A 15,054-nucleotide genomic window follows, 5' to 3' on the forward strand; every position below is an offset into this window, starting at 1 on the left:
CCGCCGGGGGGCGGGGGGGGGGGGGGCGCCCCGCCCCCCGGCGCCCCCGGGGCCGGGGGGGCGGCGGGCGGGGGCGGGGGGGGGGGGGGGGGCGCGGGCCCCCGCCCGCCGCCGTGCGCCCGTTCAGAGCGCGGTGAGATGTCCCGGCTGCTCCGGCTGCCGGGGCACCAGCACGGGTTCCGCGGCCGCCGTGCCGGGCTCCAGCGCCAGGACCGCCGCCACCGGGTGCTCGTCGTCGTGCCCGGCGGGCCCGTCGGGCACGCCAGGGCCGCCGGGACCGCCGGGCACGCGCGTCGCCCGGGTCAGCAGGACCACGCCCCGGGCGGCCAGCCCGGCCCCGGCCAGCGCCAGCAGCACGCCGCCGGCCCCGCCGCGCAGGCCCTGCCCCAGCAGGGTCAGCCCGATGACCGCGGCGGCCACGGGGTTGGCCAGGGTCACCATGGCGAGCGGGCCGCCGAGGCCGCCCCGGAAGGCCGTCTGGGACAGCAGCAGTCCGCCGGTGGAGAACGCGGCGACGAGGACGGCGACCACGACCACCTCGAGACCCGGGTCCGTACCGGAACGCCGCGTGGCCGCCACCGTCAGCGTCTGGGTGAGGGCCGAGGCGACCCCGGAGGCGAAGCCCGACGCGGTGGCGTGCCGCAGGCCCGGCCGGGCGCCGGGCCGGGACAGCAGGCCGATCAGGGTGGCGGTGGTGCCGGCGACCGCCAGCGCCTCGGGCAGGCTCAGTATCCGTTCGGGCGCCGGTCCCGAGGCCGTGACCAGCACCGCCGCGAGCCCCAGCAGGGTGAGCGCCGTACCGCGCCACTCGACCGCGCTGACCTGCCGCCCGGCGGCCCGCGCTCCCAGCGGCACCGCCGCGACCAGGGTGAGCGCCCCGAGCGGCTGGACGACCGTGAGCGGCCCGTACTTGAGGGCGACCACGTGCAGCAGCGCGGCGGCGGCGTTCAGGCCGACGGCCGACCACCACGCGCCGGTGCCCAGCAGCCGCACCAGGCCGGCGCCGACGCTGCGGGAGGCGAGGCGTTCCTGGGCGACGGCGGCCGCGGCGTATGCGACGGCGGAGACCAGGGACAGGCCGAGGGCGAGCAGGGCGGCGGCGCTCATCGGCCGGCTCCCGCCAGGACCGGCTTGCGCTGGGCGGGCAGCCGGACGGCGCCCTCGGCCGGGCCGGAGGTGTGCCCCGGCGCGCGGACGAGCGCCAGTGCGGCGCCGAGCATGACGGCCGCCGCCAGCGCGTCGACCCAGTAGTGGTTGGCCGTGCCTACGATCACCAGCAGGGTGACCAGCGGGTGCAGCAGCCACAGCCAGCGCAGCCGCGACCGGGTGGCCGCGACCAGCCCCACCGCCACCATCAGCGCCCAGCCGAAGTGCAGCGAGGGCATCGCCGCGAACTGGTTGGAGAGGTGGTCGCCGGACGGCGGCCCGTAGACCGAGGGGCCGTATATCCGGGCGGTGTCCAGCAGGCCGGTGCCGGTCAGCATCCGCGGCGGGGCCAGTGGGAACGTGAACGGCAGCACCAGGGCGGCCGCGGTCACCGCCGCCAGGACCCGCCGGGCCCAGACGTAGTGGGCGGGGCGCCTTGCGTACAGCCAGACGAGGAAGGCGAGGGTGGCCGGGAAGTGGACGGTCGCGTAGTAGGTGTTCGCCAGGTGGACGAGGAGGTCGCCGTGGAGCAGCGCGGACTGCACGGTGGTCTCGTCGGGCAGCCGGACCGCCCGTTCGAGCTCCCAGACGCGGTGGGCGTTGTGGAAGGCGTTCGCGGTGTGGCCGACGGCCAGTCGCCGCCCGAGCTTGTAGACGAGGAAGAGCCCCGCGACGAGCAGGAACTCGCGCAGGAGCGGCGGTCGCGCGGTCGCTGTCGCGTCCGGCTCCGCTGCTGCAGGCTCCGTTCGGGCGTTCATCCCCCGGCCCCTTCGCTGACGGTCGTGCGGGTGGTGGTGCGGGCGGCCCCGGGTTCTCGCCCCGGAACTCATCGATACGTCTCCGTACCGATACGTCAGTGTACCGATACGCTTGAGTACCGGTACACTGACGTATCGATTGAGGTGCGACACACTGGAGACCGGGACTCGTCCCGTCGCGGAGTGAGGGGAGCCAACGCATGACGTCGCAGGCCGAAGACGGACCGGACACGGTCGCCGCCTCGCGCCGCTCCAAGATCACGCCGGAGCGTGAGCGGGAGTTCTTCGACGCCGTGCTGGAGCAGATCCGCGAGTGCGGCTACGACTCCGTGACCATGGAGGGCGTCGCGCACAGCACCCGGTGCAGCAAGTCCACGCTCTACCGGCAGTGGAAGACCAAGCCCCAGTTCGTCGCGGCCGCGCTGCGCGCCAACCGCAAGGTGCGCTTCGCCGGCATCGACACCGGCTCGCTCGCCGAGGACCTGTGCCTTGCCGCGCGGGCCGCGGGCGACTGGTCCAACAAGGACACCCGCCTGATGCAGGCGCTGGGCCACGCGGTCACGGCCGACCACGAGCTGGCGCAGGCGCTGCGCGAGGCCCTGGTGCTGCCCGAGATCGCCGCGCTCCAGGAGATGCTGGCGCGGGGCGTGCAGCGCGGCGAGGTGCCCGCGGACCACCCCGCGCTGGAGTACGTCCCGGCCATGATGTTCGGCGTCCTGCGCGTCCGGCCGGTCCTGAGCGGCCAGTACGCCGACGCCGACTACCTCGTCCGCTTCGTGGAGGCCACCGTGCTGCCCGCGCTCGGACTTACCCCTGACCCAGGCCGCCGTTCACGGGATGACTGAACGGTGACCTGCCTGCGCCGCACCGTGGGGACGGGGGCGGCGCGCACCCCCCGGCCGGGTGGGGTTCCCCTTGAGCGGAGGGGCGCTCCACCCGGCCGGCTGCTCTCCCAGGACGTCCTCAGACGTCCTGGCCGCTCCCGCCGCCCGACGAGACCTCGATGCCCTTGAGGATCTCGTCGATGACCGCCACGTCCTGGCCGACGTCCACGCCGAAGCGCACCACGACCATCCGCTTCGCGTCGTTGGGCGAGGGGAAGGCCACCGACTCCACGTAGCCGTCGGCGCCCTTGCTGGTGACCGCCTTCCAGCGCACCGCGTAGCCCTTCTGACCGGCCACCGTCACCGCCTTGGCGGACAGCACCTCGTGCGAGGTGATGCTGCCGTAGGTGGTACCGCCGTACGACTGCTTGGCGTTGGCCGCGATGTCCGCCTTGGCGACCTCCTCGGCGGTGTCGCCCTTGGTCCTCAGGATGCGGGCCGGCGCGGTGTAGGCGCCGCCCGCGGTGCAGGTCTGCGCGCTGTTGCCGGGGCACTTGTAGGAGTCGCCGGAGGTCACCTGGGCGCCGACGCCGATCGACTCCCCGGTCCACCCCTTGGGCACCGGCAGGCTGATGCCGTTGACCGGGTCGGGCACCGTGCCGCCGCCCTGCACCTTGGGCGCCCCGGAGCCGCCGGGCGCGGGCGACCCGCCCGGCCCGCCGCCCCCGCCCGGGCCACCGGAGCCGCCCTGCCCGCCGTCGCCGCCGAAGCCGCCAGGACCGCCGCCGGGCCCGCCCTGGCCGCCGGTCCGGCCGTCCTGCCCCTGCCGCGAACCAGCGCGCTCGGAGCCGCCGCCGTCGCCCTTGGCGAGGGCGTACACCCCGACCCCGATGCACACCAGGACCGCGGCCGCGGCCCCGACGGCTATGCCCGTGCGCAGTCCGCGCCGGGGCGCGGCCGGGGGCTGGAACGGGTACGGCGAGTACGCCGGATGCCCCGGCTGCGTCCCGTACGGCTGCTGGTACACCGGGGGAACCGGCTGCGCGCCGGCGGCCGGCTGCTGCGCCGGGGGACCCCACACGGCGGCCGTACCGGCGGGGCGGGTCCGGTCCGTCCACGCGTTGCCGTCCCACCAGCGCTCGGTGGGCGGACCGTCATTCGTCTGCCCGGGGTCGGGGTACCACCCGGGAGGAGTCACCTGCGTCATGACACCACCGTATGAGGCGTCGGTGAAAGCGGGATGAGAGCATCCCCCGCCAACTGCGCGCGGCGGGACATATCTCCGGAGATTTCCGCGGTGAATCCCGTGGCGGCACGGCGGCGGTCACCCGGCCACCACCATCCGCACCGGGGCGCGTCCCGCCGGCGGCGGCAGCCGCAGGCCGCCCCGGCCCGGTGTCAGCGAGCCGAGCACGCTCGGGTGACGGGCGCCGGTGCTGCGCGGGTCGGTGCCGGCCAGGCCGTGCGCGGTGAGGAAGCCGAGCACCGCGAAGGCGTACGCCTCCTTCGCGGCGGCGGGCAGGCCCAGTTCGTCCGAGCCGCGCACCGCGATGCCCGCGAGCCGGTGCCGCAGCGCCGCCATGAGCACCGGGTTGCGGGTGCCCCCGCCCGACACCACCACCTCGCCCGCGCCGACCCGGCGCACCGCGTCGGCGACCGTCCGGGCCGTCAGCCAGGTGAGCGTGGCCAGCGCGTCCTCGGCGGCCAGCGAGTCCACCGCGAAGGCGCGCAGGTACCCGGCGTGGAACAGCTCCTTGCCGGTCGTCTTGGGCGGCTCCAGCGCGTAGTACGGCTCGGCCAGCAGCCGTTCCAGCAGCGCCCCGTCCGGCCGGCCCCGCGCGGCCAGCGCGCCGTCGGCGTCGCAGGCCAGCCGCCCGCCGCTGAAGTGCCGGGCCGCCGCGTCGAGCAGCGCGCAGCCCGGCCCGGTGTCGAACGCCGTGCCGTCCGGCGCGGTCAGGTTGGCGATGCCGCCGATGTTCAGCGCCACGGGCCGGCCCGGCCTGCCCCGCAGCCACAGCAGGTCGACCAGGCTGACCAGCGGAGCGCCCTGCCCGCCGGCGGCCACGTCCCGGGCACGGAAGTCGGCGGCCACCGGCAGCCCGGTCGCCTCCGCGATCCACGCGGGCTGCCCGAGCTGGAGCGTGCCGCGCACCCGGCCGCCGTCCACCCAGTGGTGGACCGTCTGGCCGTGCGAGGCCACCAGCTCGGCGCGCCCGGCGCACAGTTCGCGGCCGGCGCGTACGGCCGCCGCGGCGAACGCCTGCCCGATCCGGGTGTCGATCGCGCACACCTCGGCCAGCGGGACGGCGGCCGGCGGCAGCGCCGCCGCGAGCGCGGCCCGCAGCCCACCGTCGTACGGCGCGCTCACCATCCCCAGGGGTTCCAGCACCAGCGTGTCGCCGTCCAGGCGCAGATCCGCCGCGGCGGCGTCCACCGCGTCGTACGACGTACCCGACATCAGTCCGATCACCCGCACCGCTCAACCCGCCTTTCCCGAGGGCCGTCCGAGCAGCGCCGGCACGCTGAGCGCGCAGGCCGCCGCCGCGTGGCGGGCGGGCACGTCCAGGTTCCCGGCGCGCCGCACCGCCTCCGTGATGATCAGCCCCGCGCGGGCGGAGAACACCGCGTTGGACAGGTAGTGGGCGAGCCCCGGGCCGGTCCAGCGCACCCAGGCCGGGAACAGCTCGGCCGGGCAGGGCGGGGCCCGGCCCGGCCGGCAGGCCCACCCGCGCCCCCGTGGCGCAGGCCGCCGCGCCCCGGACCACGCCGGAAGTGCCGGGATTCCGCGGCAGGTCGAACAGGGGCACCGCGGGGAGCCCCGCGCCCGCCGCGTACTCCGTGAAGCAGCCCCACCGCAGCTCATGTTGACGGTCCGTCCGCCGCACACCGGCAGGCCGGACGGGGTGCGCGTCGCCCGCCCGCGGCATTGTTCACCCGGCGGGGCAACACGTGTCCCGACCGGTCACCACACATCCCACCGGACGGCTACGCTCGGGGTCTGTACGTCATTCGGGCGACCCTGGGAGGTAACGGGATGACGCAGGGACGGCCGTCGGCGACCGGCTCGGCTCCCCTGTGGGAGCGGGACACGGAGATCGCCACGGTCACCGGGGCGCTCGACGCCCTGTGCGCCGACCGGTCGTCCGCGGGCAGTCTGCTGGTCCTGCGAGGCGAGGCCGGCCTCGGCAAGACCGCGCTGCTCAACGAGACCCGCCGCATGGCCGAGCGCCGCGGCTGCGCCGTCTGGTCCGCGCGGGGCGGCGAGACGCTGAGGTCCGTCCCGTTCAACGTGGTCCGGCAACTGCTGCAGCCCGCGCTGGTCTCCCTGCTGCCGGGGGAGGCCCGGGAGTACCTCGGCGACTGGTACGACATAGCGGGCCCCGCCCTCGGCATAGTGGACCCCCAGGAGGGCACCGCCGACCCGCAGTACGTGTGCGACGGACTCGTCGCCGCCGTGCGCCGGCTCGCCCGCCGCGAGTGGCCGCTGGTCCTGCTCGTCGACGACGCGCACTGGGCCGACCAGGAGACCCTGCGCTGGCTCTCCGCGTTCGCCGAGCGCCTGGACGACCTGTCCGTGCTGGTCGTGGTGGCCCGCCGCCCCGGCGGGGTGAGCGGGGACAGCGCCCGGCACCTGGACGCGGTGGCCGCCGCGGCCCTCCCCGTCAACCTCAGCGCCCTCACCCCGGACGCCACCGCCGGCCTCACCCGCGCCACCGTGGGCCGGCACGCCGACGATCCGTTCTGTCGCGAGGTATGGGCCGTCACCGGCGGCAACCCCTACGACACCGTCGAACTCCTGGCGAAGGTGCGGGACAGCGAGGTGCAGCCGGTGGAGGCGCGGGCCGGCGAGCTCCGGGCCCTGAACCGCTCCGCCCGCGGCGGCGGCCTCGTCGACCGGCTCAAGGGACTCGGCATCGAGGCCACCCGGTTCGCCTGGGCGGCCGCCATCCTCGGCACCGGCATCTCCGTCGGCCTCGTCGCCCGGCTCGCCGGCATGAGCACCGCGGTCGCCGGGAGCTGCGCCGAACTGCTGCGCAACGCCCGCATCCTCACCGAGCCCGCCCCCGTGGCCGGCGCCGACCCCGGGTCCGGCGAGCTGGAGTTCGTCCACCCGCTGATCGCCTCCGCCGTGTACGACTCCATCCCCGCCGGCGTGTGCACCGCCATGCACGGGGTCGCCGCGCAGATCCTCACCGAGACCGGGCACGGCGCCGCCGAGGCCTCCCGGCACCTGCTGAAGGTGCACCCGGACGACGACGAGGAACTCGTCGGGCAACTGCGCGAGGCGGCCCGCGAACACCTGGCCGTCGGCGCGCCGGACGCGGCCCGCCGCTGCCTGGAACGCGCCCTGCTGGAGCCGCCGCGCCCCGAGGTCCACGCCCACGTGCTCTACGAGCTGGGCCGGGCCACCCTGCTGACCGCGCCCGCCGTCACCGTCGAGCACCTGCGCAACGCCCTCGCCGTGCCGGGCCTCGACGACACGCAGCGGGTCGACGCCGTCGTCCGCCTCTCCCAGGCGCTGCTGCACAACGACGAACTGGAGGAGGCCGTCCGCACGGTCGAGGCCGAGGCCGCACGGCACCCGTCGTCCCCGGTCGGGATGCGGCTGCGGGCCGTGCAGTTCATGTGGGAGGGCATCCACGGCGAGACCGCCTCCCAGGAACGGTCCCGCCGCCTGGCCGAGCTGGCCCGCAGCTGCACCGGCCGGGACAACTCCGAGCGCGCCCTGCTGATCCTGCGCGGCTTCGACGCGATGACCCACGGCGAGAGCGCCGAGGACGTCGTCCAGTCCTGCGACCGCGCCCTGGTCAACGGCCGCCTGGCGCCCGGGCTCGGCTGGACCGACGGCGAGTGGGGCATCGAGCTGCTGATGATGCTCGGCAGCGCGTACGCCTACGCCGACCGGCTCGACCGCGCCGAGAGCCTCTTCGCCGAGGCCCTGCGCGCCTACACCGGCGCGGGCTGGCGCGGCGGCCACCTCTCCCTGGCCAACGCCTTCCTCGGCCTCGCCTACCGCAGACAGGGCAGGCTGCGCGACGCCGAGGCCGCGCTGCGCGAGGCACTGGCGCTCGCCGAGCGCGTCGGCCGCCGCCTGCCGCTGTACTGGTCCGCGACCTGCGGACTGGTCGACACCCTGCTGGCCCGCGGCGACGTCGAGGAGGCCTGGTCGATCGCCGGGCGGTACGGCTTCGCCCCGCCCTACCCGTCCACCATCGTGCTGCCCGACATCCGCTCCGTACGCGGCCGGCTGCTGCTCGCCGTGGGCCGCACCGAGGACGGCGTCAACGAGCTGGAGGCCGCCGAGAAGACCGCCGCCTCCCGCGGCGGCCACAACCCGGTCCTCGCCCCCTGGTCCCTTGACCTCGCCCGCGCCCTGGCCGTGCAGGATCCGGCCCGTGCCGCCCGGCTCGCCGCGGACGCCCGCCGGCAGGCCGAGCGGTTCGGCACCGACACCGCCATCGGCGAGGCCCTGCGCTGCGCCGCCGCCCTGGAGACCGGCCAACGCGCGGTGCGCCTGGCCGCCCAGGCCGTCGCGTACCTGGAGGCCTCGCCCTGCCAGTACGAGCACGCGGCGGCCCGGGTCGAGTACGGCGTCATGACCCGGTCGGTCGCCGAGCTGGAGCGGGGCCTGACCCTGGCGCGCTCCTGCGGGGCGGACGGTCTCGCGGCGCAGGCGCGGGAGGTGCTGGAGACGGGGCGCGGGCTGCGCTAGGGCCGGTCCGGCAACCCCGGCCGGCCCGCGACGCATGGCGCCGCACCCCGCGCGTCAGGCGGTCTCCTCCTCGGCCAGCACCCGCTGGGCCGTCGCGAACGCCGAGTTGGCCGCCGGCACCCCGCAGTACACGGCGGTCTGCAGCAGCACCGCGCCGATCTCCTCGGGGGTCAGGCCGTTGCGCCGGGCCGCCCGGACGTGCATGGCCAGCTCGTCGTAGTGGCCGTGCGCGACGAGCGCGGTCAGCGTGATCATGCTGCGCTCGCGGCGGGACAGTGTCGGATCGGTCCAGATCTCTCCCCAGGCGTAGCGGGAGATGAAGTCCTGGAACCGCGCGGTGAACGGGGTCTGCCTGGCCTGTGCCCGGTCCACGTGCGCATCGCCCAGCACTTCCCGGCGCACCGCCATCCCGCTCGCCGCAGGCCCGTCGAGCTGGGTGCGCAGGGCGGCCACGACGGCCTCCGGTACCTCGGCGGGCGCCAGGTGGGAGGCGCCCGGCAGCTCCAGCAGCGTGGCGCCGGGCACCGCGTCCGCGATCTCCCGCAGGTGCGCCGGAGGCGTCGCGGGGTCCTCCCGGCCCGCGACGAGCAGCGTCGGCACGGTGATCCCGGCGAGCCGGTCGCGCAGGTCGAAGGCGGCCAGCGCGTCGCAGCAGGCGGCATACGCCCCCGGGTCGGCCTCCCGGTGGTCCCGCACCAGCCGGGGCACGGTGAAACCGGGCGTGAACCAGCGGGCGTCAGCGCTCTCCACCAGCCACTCCAGGCCCTCCCGGCGCACCCGCTCGGCGCGCTCGCGCCACGGGTCCGCGCCGCCGAAGTGGGCGGAGGAGCAGATGACCGCGAGGGAGGACAGCCGCTCGGGGTGGTGCGCGGCCAGGTGCAGGCCGACCGCTCCGCCCAGCGACACTCCCGCGTAGGCGAACCGCTCGACGCCGAGGGCGTCGGCGAGTGCCAGCACCAGGCCGGCCAGGTCGCCGACGGTGGCGCCGGGCCCGATCAGGTCCGCCGCCGAACCGCCGTGGCCCGGCAGGTCCCAGCGGACTACCCGGTGACCGCCGGTCAGCTCGGGCGCGACCGCGTCCCACAGGGCGAAGGAGGTGCCGAGCGACGGCCCGAGCAGCAGCGGAGGAGCGGACGCCGGTCCTTCGTCGAGGTGGTTGAGGAGTTGCACGGTCAACGACGCTCCAGGGCAAGGTCGGTGAGGGCACCGGCGAAACCGGTGTAGCGGGCGGGGTCGGTGAGGTCGTCCAGGTCGGCCTCCTTCAGTTCGGGCTGCTCGGCCAGCAGTTCGCGCAGCGGCCGGTCCTCGTCGTGCGCGCGGCGGGCCAGTTCGGTGAGCAGTTCCTTCGCCCGGGCCCGGCCGAGCACGGGGGCCAGGGCGGCGGAGAGCCGTTCGGAGACGATCAGCCCCCGGGTGACGTCGAGGTTCCGCCGCATCGCGCCGGAGTGCGCGCGCAGTTCCTCGGCCAGTACGGCGGCGTGCGCGGCGGCGCCGCCCACCAGCCGGAGCAGGTCGCGCAGCGGCTCCCACTCGGCGTGCCAGGCGCCGGCCGGCCGCTCGTCCTCGGCGGCGAGCGAGCCGTACAGGGTGGCCGCGAGCTGCGGGGCGCGCCGGGCGGCGGCCGCGACGAGCGTGGAGCGCACCGGGTTCGCCTTGTGCGGCATGGCCGAGGAGCCGCCGCCGCTGCCCTCGGTCACCTCGCCGGTCTCCGTGCGCGACAGCGTCAGCACGTCCGCGGCGAGCTTGCCGAGCGCCCCCGCAGCGAAGGCCAGGCAGCCGGCCAGGTCGGCGACCGGGGTGCGCAGTGTGTGCCAGGGCAACGCCGGTGCGGCCAGCCCGACTTCACGGGCGTAGGCGCCGGTGAGCGCCGCCGCGTCCACGGCGCCGTAGGCGCGGAACGCCGCCAGGGTGCCGGCGGCGCCCCCGAGCTGGGCGGGGAGCGAGTCCCGCACCCGGCGCACGCGGTCGCGGGCGTCCAGCACCAGCGAGCGCCAGCCCGCCGCCTTCAGCCCGAACGTCGTCGGCACGGCGTGCTGGGTGAGGGTCCGCCCGGGCATCGGGGTGTCCCGGTGTCCGGCGGCCAGCCGGGCGAGCGCCCGCTCGGTCCGGCCGAGGTCGTCCAGGACCGGGCCCAGGGCACGCGCGGCCACCAGCATGGCCGCGGTGTCCATGATGTCCTGGCTGGTGGCCCCCCGGTGCACGTACGGACCGTGCTCCTCGCCCACCGCCTTCGTCAGGTCGGCGACCAGCGGGATGACCGGGTTGCCGCCGCCGCGGGCCCGCTCGGCGAGCGAGCGGACGTCGAAGCGGGCGGGGTCGGCGGCCTCGGTCACCGCGGCGGCGGCCGCCGCCGGCGCGAGACCGAGCCCGGCCTGGGCGCGGGTGAGGGCGGTCTCGGCGTCGAGCAGGGCGCGCAGGTAGGCCCTGTCGCTCGTCGCGGCGGCGGCTGGGGTGCCGGCCCATCCGGGGGCGAGCAGACCGGTGTCTCCCTCCTGCGGGGGCGTCTTGCGGCCGGAGGGCGGCGGCGTCACCGGAACTCCAGGAAGACCGTCTCGCCCTCGCCCTGGAGGCGGATGTCGAAGCGGTAGGTCCCGTCGCCCTCGTCGCCGGCGATCAGCGTGCCGCGCCGGTCGCCCACCCGGGCGAGCAGCGGGTCGGCGGCCAGGGCCGCCTCGTCGCCCGGCAGGTAGATCCGGGTGAACAGGTGGACGAGCAGGCCGCGCGCGAAGACGCACACGCTCAGGTACGGCGCGCTGTCCCCGCGGGCGCCGGGTCGCAGCGTCCGCGCGTACCAGTGTCCGTCCGCGTCGGTCTGGATGCGTCCCCAGCCGGTGAACTCCACGCCGTTGCGGCCCAGGTAGCCGCCCGTCGCCGGATCCCGCCGGAGCGAGCCGTCCACCTGCGGGACGGTGCCGTCGGGGCGCGGTCCCCACAGCTCGACGAGGGCGTCGGGCAGCGGCCTGCCCTCGCCGTCGAGGACGTAGCCGTGGACGGTGACCGTGTCGGGGTGCCCCAGCGGGGCGATGTCCTCGCCGCCGCGGAAGGGCAGCGCGTACCCGTAGAAGGGGCCGACCGTGTGGGACGGGGTGGGCAGCACGTTCTCGGGGCCGCCGGCGTCTGTCTTCGTCATCGCCGCGGTCACCGTCCTTCCTCGGTCCAGGTGGCGGCGGGGCCGTCCAGCACGATGTCCCAGTGGTAGCCGAGGGAGAACTCGGGCACCGACAGGCCGTGGTCGTAGGTGGCGACCAGCCGCTGCCGTGCCGCGTCGTCCGTCACGGACTGCAGGATCGGGTCGTACGGGAAGAGCGGGTCGTTCGGGAAGTACATCTGCGTCACCAGCCGCTGCGTGAACGCCGCGCCGAACACCGAGAAGTGAATGTGCGCCGGACGCCAGGCGTTGACGTGGTTGCGCCACGGGTACGGGCCGGGCTGGACGGTGGTGAAGTGGTACCGGCCCTCGGCGTCGGTGAGGGTGCGGCCGAAGCCCGTGAAGTTCGGGTCGAGCGGGGCGGCGTGCTGCTCCCGCTGATGGGCGTACCGCCCGGCCGAGTTGGCCTGCCAGATCTCCACGAGCTGGCCGCGCACGGGCCTGCCGTCCCGGTCCAGCAGCCGGCCCGAGACGGTGATGCGCTCGCCGACCGGCTCGCCCCGGTGGTGCCGGGTGAGGTCGTTGTCGACCCCGGTGATGTCGCGCTCCCCGAAGGCGGGGGAGTGCAGCTCGACCAGTTCCGGGTCCTTCGCTGTGTCGATGGCGACCAGCGGCTGCCTGGGGTGGCGCAGCACCGACGAGCGGTAGGGCGCGTAGTCCCGGCGCGGGTGGTGCTCGACGGGGGCGCCGTCGGCGATCCGCTTCCCGTACGCGGCGCGCTCGGCCGCGATCTCCTGGTCGATGTCCTGCTGGGTGAGGGTCATGGCGGTCACCTGACGCTTCCTTAGCGCTCGAGGACGAGGGCCAGGCCCTGGCCCACGCCGATGCAGAGGGTGGCCACGCCGGTGCCGGAGCCGCGGCGGGCGAGCTGGTGGGCGACGGTGCCCGCGAGGCGGGCGCCGGAGGCGCCGAGCGGATGGCCGAGCGCGATCGCCCCGCCCTGCGGGTTGAGGACCGCCGGGTCGAACTCGGGCCACTCGGCGAGGCAGCCGAGCACCTGGGCGGCGAACGCCTCGTTCAGTTCGAGCACGGACAGGTCGCCGAAGTCCCGGCCCGCCTTGGCGAGGGCGCGGCGGACGGCCTCGACGGGGGCGAGCCCGAAGTACTGCGGGTCGGTCGCGGACACACCGGTCGCCGACACCCGCGCGAGGGGCTCCCGGCCGAGCGACCTCAACCCCTCCTCGTCGGCGAGGAGCAGCGCGGCGGCGCCGTCGTTGAGCGGGGAGGCGTTGCCCGCGGTCACCGTGCCGCCCTCCGCGCGGAAGGACGGCATGAGCTTCGCCATCGCGGCGAGCGAGGCGTCCGGCCGTACGCACTCGTCGGCGGCGAAGGCGACCGGGCCGCCCTTGCGCTGCGGCACCGGCACGGGCGCCAGCTCGGCGTCGAACAGGCCCTTCTCCTGGGCGGCGGCCGCCTTGCGGTGGGAGGCGAGGGCGAACTCGTCCTGCCGCTCCCGGCTGATCCCGTGCTTGTCGGCGATCAGCTCCGCGCTCTCGCCGAGCGGGACGGTCCACCGCGGGTCCATGGCCGGGTTGACCATGCGCCAGCCGAGCGTGGTCGAGTACAGCTCGGCGTGCGCGGCCGGGAAGGGCCGGTCGTTCTTCGGCAGCACGTACGGCGCCCGGGTCATCGACTCCACGCCGCCGGCCACGGCGACGGAGGCGTCGCCCACCGCGATGGCGCGGGCGGCCTGGATCACCGCCTCGAGACCGGAGGCGCACAGCCGGTTGACCGTGACGCCCGGCACCGAGGTCGGCAGGCCGGCGAGCAGGGCGGCCATGCGGGCGACGTTGCGGTTCTCCTCGCCGGCGCCGTTGGCGTTGCCGAAGTAGACGTCCTCGATCCGCGCCGGCTCCAGGTCCGGGGTGCGGGCGAGCAGTGCACGCACGGCGTGGGCGGCGAGGTCGTCCGGGCGTACCGAGGACAGGCCGCCGTTGTAGCGGCCGATCGGGGTGCGGACGGCGTCGACGATGTAGACGGTCTTCACAGCAGGTTCTCCGCGACGGTCAGTTCGGCGTCGGTGCGGGCGGCCACCTCGTCGGCGCTCACCCCGGGCGCGGTCTCCACAAGGACCAGTCCGTCCCCGGTGACGTCGAGGACGCCGAGGTCGGTGACGATCCGGTTCACACACGCCTTGCCCGTGAGCGGGAGCGTGCACCGCCGGAGGATCTTCGGAGAGCCGTCCTTGGCCGTGTGCGTCATGACCACGACGACCGTCCGCGCGCCGTGCACCAGGTCCATCGCGCCGCCGATGCCGGTGACCAGCTTGCCCGGGACCGCCCAGTTGGCCAGGTCGCCGCCCGCGGACACCTGCATCGCGCCCAGCACGGCCACGTCGATGTGCCCGCCGCGGATCATCGCGAACGACAGCGCCGAGTCGAAGAAGGAGGCGCCCGGCAGCACCGTCACGGTCTCCTTGCCGGCGTTGATCAGATCGGGGTCGACCTCGTCGTCGGCCGGGTAGGGGCCCGTACCGAGGATGCCGTTCTCCGACTCCAGCACCACCTCGACGCCGGGCGGCAGGTGGTTGGGGATCAGCGTCGGCAGGCCGATGCCGAGGTTGACGTACTGGCCGTCCTCCAGCTCGCGGGCCGCGCGGGCGGCCATCTCCTCGCGTGTCCAGGCCATCAGGACCTCACCGTCCGCCGCTCGATCTTCTTGTCCGCCGCCTGCTCCGGGGTCAGCGCCAGCACGCGCTGCACGAAGACGCCGGGCACGTGCACCGCGTCCGGGTCCATCTCCCCGGGCTCCACCAGTTTCTCCACCTCGGCGACGGTCACCCGGCCGGCCATCGCGGCCAGCGGGTTGAAGTTGCGGGCGGACCGGTTGAAGACGAGGTTGCCGTGCCGGTCGCCCCGGGCGGCGCGGACCAGCGCGAAGTCGGTGCGGATGCCGCGCTCCAGCACGTACTCCACGCCGTCGAACTCCCGCACCTCCTTCGGCGGCGAGGCCAGCGCGACCCCGCCCGTCCCGTCGTACCGCCAGGGCAGCCCGCCGTCGGCGACCTGCGTGCCCACGCCCGCGGGGGTGTAGAACGCGGGGATGCCGGCGCCGCCGGCGCGCAGCCGCTCGGCGAGGGTGCCCTGCGGGATCAGCTCGACCTCCAGCTCACCGGCCAGGTACTGGCGGGCGAACTCCTTGTTGGCGCCGATGTAGGAGCCGGTCACCCGGGCTATCCGGCCGGCCGCGAGCAGCACCGCGAGACCGGACTCCATCGCCCCGCAGTTGTTAGACACCACGCCCAGCCCGGCCGTGCCGCGCTCGTACAGCGCCTGGATCAGTACGTTCGGCACACCGCTCAGCCCGAATCCGCCGACCGCGAGGGACGCGCCGTCCGGCACATCGGCCACCGCCTCGGCGGCCGTGGCGACCACCTTGTCCATCCGTGAAGCCCCATCTCTGCGAAATTAATCAGGGCACTGAGTATTTCAGCGAGGTGGCGCTCACGCTGCCACTGGATGCGTG

Annotated in this window: 14 protein-coding genes; 2 read left to right on the forward strand and 12 right to left on the reverse strand. The window is 75.8% G+C overall.

The genetic code is table 11. The features are described 5' to 3' along the window. Positions 1–123: 123 nt before the first annotated feature. Together ACFQ9Z_RS09650 and ACFQ9Z_RS09655 are read right to left on the reverse strand one after the other, a co-directional pair. Positions 124–1,107 carry a hypothetical protein gene (locus ACFQ9Z_RS09650; protein ID WP_383013500.1) on the reverse strand — a complete coding sequence of 328 codons (984 nt, stop codon included), beginning with the start codon at positions 1,105–1,107 and terminating at the stop codon, positions 124–126. Further along, positions 1,104–1,904 (reverse strand): phosphatase PAP2 family protein, encoded by an 801-nt coding sequence (locus tag ACFQ9Z_RS09655; protein WP_383013502.1) that lies wholly within the window; start codon positions 1,902–1,904, stop codon positions 1,104–1,106. Before ACFQ9Z_RS09655 ends, ACFQ9Z_RS09650 begins: the two co-directional genes overlap by 4 nt. 200 nt (positions 1,905–2,104) lie before the next feature. Here ACFQ9Z_RS09655 and ACFQ9Z_RS09660 point away from each other — a divergent pair, with 200 nt between their 5' ends. Next, complete coding sequence (locus ACFQ9Z_RS09660; protein WP_383013505.1) at positions 2,105–2,749, forward strand: TetR/AcrR family transcriptional regulator C-terminal ligand-binding domain-containing protein; 645 nt, start codon at positions 2,105–2,107, stop codon at positions 2,747–2,749. 118 nt (positions 2,750–2,867) lie between these two features. Here ACFQ9Z_RS09660 and ACFQ9Z_RS09665 read toward each other — a convergent pair whose 3' ends face one another. The 3 genes from ACFQ9Z_RS09665 to ACFQ9Z_RS09675 all read right to left on the reverse strand — a co-directional run bounded on the left by ACFQ9Z_RS09665 (position 2,868) and on the right by ACFQ9Z_RS09675 (position 5,396). Further along, positions 2,868–3,935 (reverse strand): DUF2510 domain-containing protein, encoded by a 1,068-nt coding sequence (locus tag ACFQ9Z_RS09665; RefSeq protein WP_383013508.1) that lies wholly within the window; start codon positions 3,933–3,935, stop codon positions 2,868–2,870. A 117-nt stretch (positions 3,936–4,052) separates the two neighbouring features. Further along, on the reverse strand, positions 4,053–5,204 hold the full coding sequence (locus ACFQ9Z_RS09670; protein WP_383013511.1) for an anhydro-N-acetylmuramic acid kinase: 1,152 nt from the start codon (positions 5,202–5,204) through the stop codon (positions 4,053–4,055). Between the two features lie 3 nt (positions 5,205–5,207). After that, entirely contained in the window at positions 5,208–5,396 is a 189-nt protein-coding gene (locus tag ACFQ9Z_RS09675; protein WP_383013514.1) for a hypothetical protein, read from the reverse strand. A 366-nt stretch (positions 5,397–5,762) separates the two neighbouring features. Here ACFQ9Z_RS09675 and ACFQ9Z_RS09680 point away from each other — a divergent pair, with 366 nt between their 5' ends. After that, positions 5,763–8,441, forward strand: a complete 2,679-nt coding sequence (locus ACFQ9Z_RS09680; RefSeq protein ID WP_383013517.1) for an ATP-binding protein — start codon at positions 5,763–5,765, stop codon at positions 8,439–8,441. 54 nt (positions 8,442–8,495) lie between these two features. On the opposite strand, the gene pcaD is transcribed toward ACFQ9Z_RS09680, so the two are convergent. Genes pcaD through ACFQ9Z_RS09715 form a run of 7 tightly spaced genes read right to left on the reverse strand, consistent with a single transcriptional unit; the run spans position 8,496 to position 14,972 of the window. Further along, positions 8,496–9,617 (reverse strand): 3-oxoadipate enol-lactonase, encoded by a 1,122-nt coding sequence (pcaD, locus tag ACFQ9Z_RS09685; protein WP_383013520.1) that lies wholly within the window; start codon positions 9,615–9,617, stop codon positions 8,496–8,498. Further along, positions 9,614–10,972, reverse strand: coding sequence for a 3-carboxy-cis,cis-muconate cycloisomerase (gene pcaB / locus ACFQ9Z_RS09690; protein ID WP_383013523.1), 1,359 nt, complete (start codon positions 10,970–10,972; stop codon positions 9,614–9,616). The genes pcaD and pcaB overlap by 4 nt, the downstream gene beginning before the upstream one ends. Further along, on the reverse strand, positions 10,969–11,571 hold the full coding sequence (gene pcaG / locus ACFQ9Z_RS09695) for a protocatechuate 3,4-dioxygenase subunit alpha (RefSeq protein WP_383013526.1): 603 nt from the start codon (positions 11,569–11,571) through the stop codon (positions 10,969–10,971). The genes pcaB and pcaG overlap by 4 nt, the downstream gene beginning before the upstream one ends. Positions 11,572–11,579: 8 nt before the next feature. Then, positions 11,580–12,353, reverse strand: a complete 774-nt coding sequence (gene pcaH, locus ACFQ9Z_RS09700; protein WP_383014448.1) for a protocatechuate 3,4-dioxygenase subunit beta — start codon at positions 12,351–12,353, stop codon at positions 11,580–11,582. A 20-nt stretch (positions 12,354–12,373) separates the two neighbouring features. Continuing rightward, a complete protein-coding gene (locus tag ACFQ9Z_RS09705; protein WP_383013529.1) occupies positions 12,374–13,576 on the reverse strand; it encodes a thiolase family protein in 1,203 nt (400 codons plus the stop codon). Beyond that, positions 13,573–14,217 carry a CoA transferase subunit B gene (locus tag ACFQ9Z_RS09710; RefSeq protein ID WP_383013532.1) on the reverse strand — a complete coding sequence of 215 codons (645 nt, stop codon included), beginning with the start codon at positions 14,215–14,217 and terminating at the stop codon, positions 13,573–13,575. Before ACFQ9Z_RS09710 ends, ACFQ9Z_RS09705 begins: the two co-directional genes overlap by 4 nt. Beyond that, positions 14,217–14,972, reverse strand: a complete 756-nt coding sequence (locus ACFQ9Z_RS09715; RefSeq protein WP_383013535.1) for a CoA transferase subunit A — start codon at positions 14,970–14,972, stop codon at positions 14,217–14,219. The genes ACFQ9Z_RS09710 and ACFQ9Z_RS09715 overlap by 1 nt, the downstream gene beginning before the upstream one ends. Positions 14,973–15,054 lie beyond the last annotated feature (82 nt).

Origin of the sequence: Streptomyces sp. NPDC056580, from assembly GCF_042793175.1 — a bacterium.
Classification (GTDB): domain Bacteria; phylum Actinomycetota; class Actinomycetes; order Streptomycetales; family Streptomycetaceae; genus Streptomyces.

Coding starts and splice junctions, on each gene's coding strand:
- pcaG (WP_383013526.1), bottom strand. CDS start 11,571: ATGACGAAGACAGACGCCGGCGGCCCCGAGAACGTGCTGCCCACCCCG.
- pcaH (WP_383014448.1), bottom strand. CDS start 12,353: ATGACCCTCACCCAGCAGGACATCGACCAGGAGATCGCGGCCGAGCGC.
- ACFQ9Z_RS09665 (WP_383013508.1), bottom strand. CDS start 3,935: ATGACGCAGGTGACTCCTCCCGGGTGGTACCCCGACCCCGGGCAGACG.
- ACFQ9Z_RS09655 (WP_383013502.1), bottom strand. CDS start 1,904: ATGAACGCCCGAACGGAGCCTGCAGCAGCGGAGCCGGACGCGACAGCG.
- ACFQ9Z_RS09650 (WP_383013500.1), bottom strand. CDS start 1,107: ATGAGCGCCGCCGCCCTGCTCGCCCTCGGCCTGTCCCTGGTCTCCGCC.
- ACFQ9Z_RS09680 (WP_383013517.1), top strand. CDS start 5,763: ATGACGCAGGGACGGCCGTCGGCGACCGGCTCGGCTCCCCTGTGGGAG.
- ACFQ9Z_RS09660 (WP_383013505.1), top strand. CDS start 2,105: ATGACGTCGCAGGCCGAAGACGGACCGGACACGGTCGCCGCCTCGCGC.
- ACFQ9Z_RS09710 (WP_383013532.1), bottom strand. CDS start 14,217: ATGGCCTGGACACGCGAGGAGATGGCCGCCCGCGCGGCCCGCGAGCTG.
- ACFQ9Z_RS09715 (WP_383013535.1), bottom strand. CDS start 14,972: ATGGACAAGGTGGTCGCCACGGCCGCCGAGGCGGTGGCCGATGTGCCG.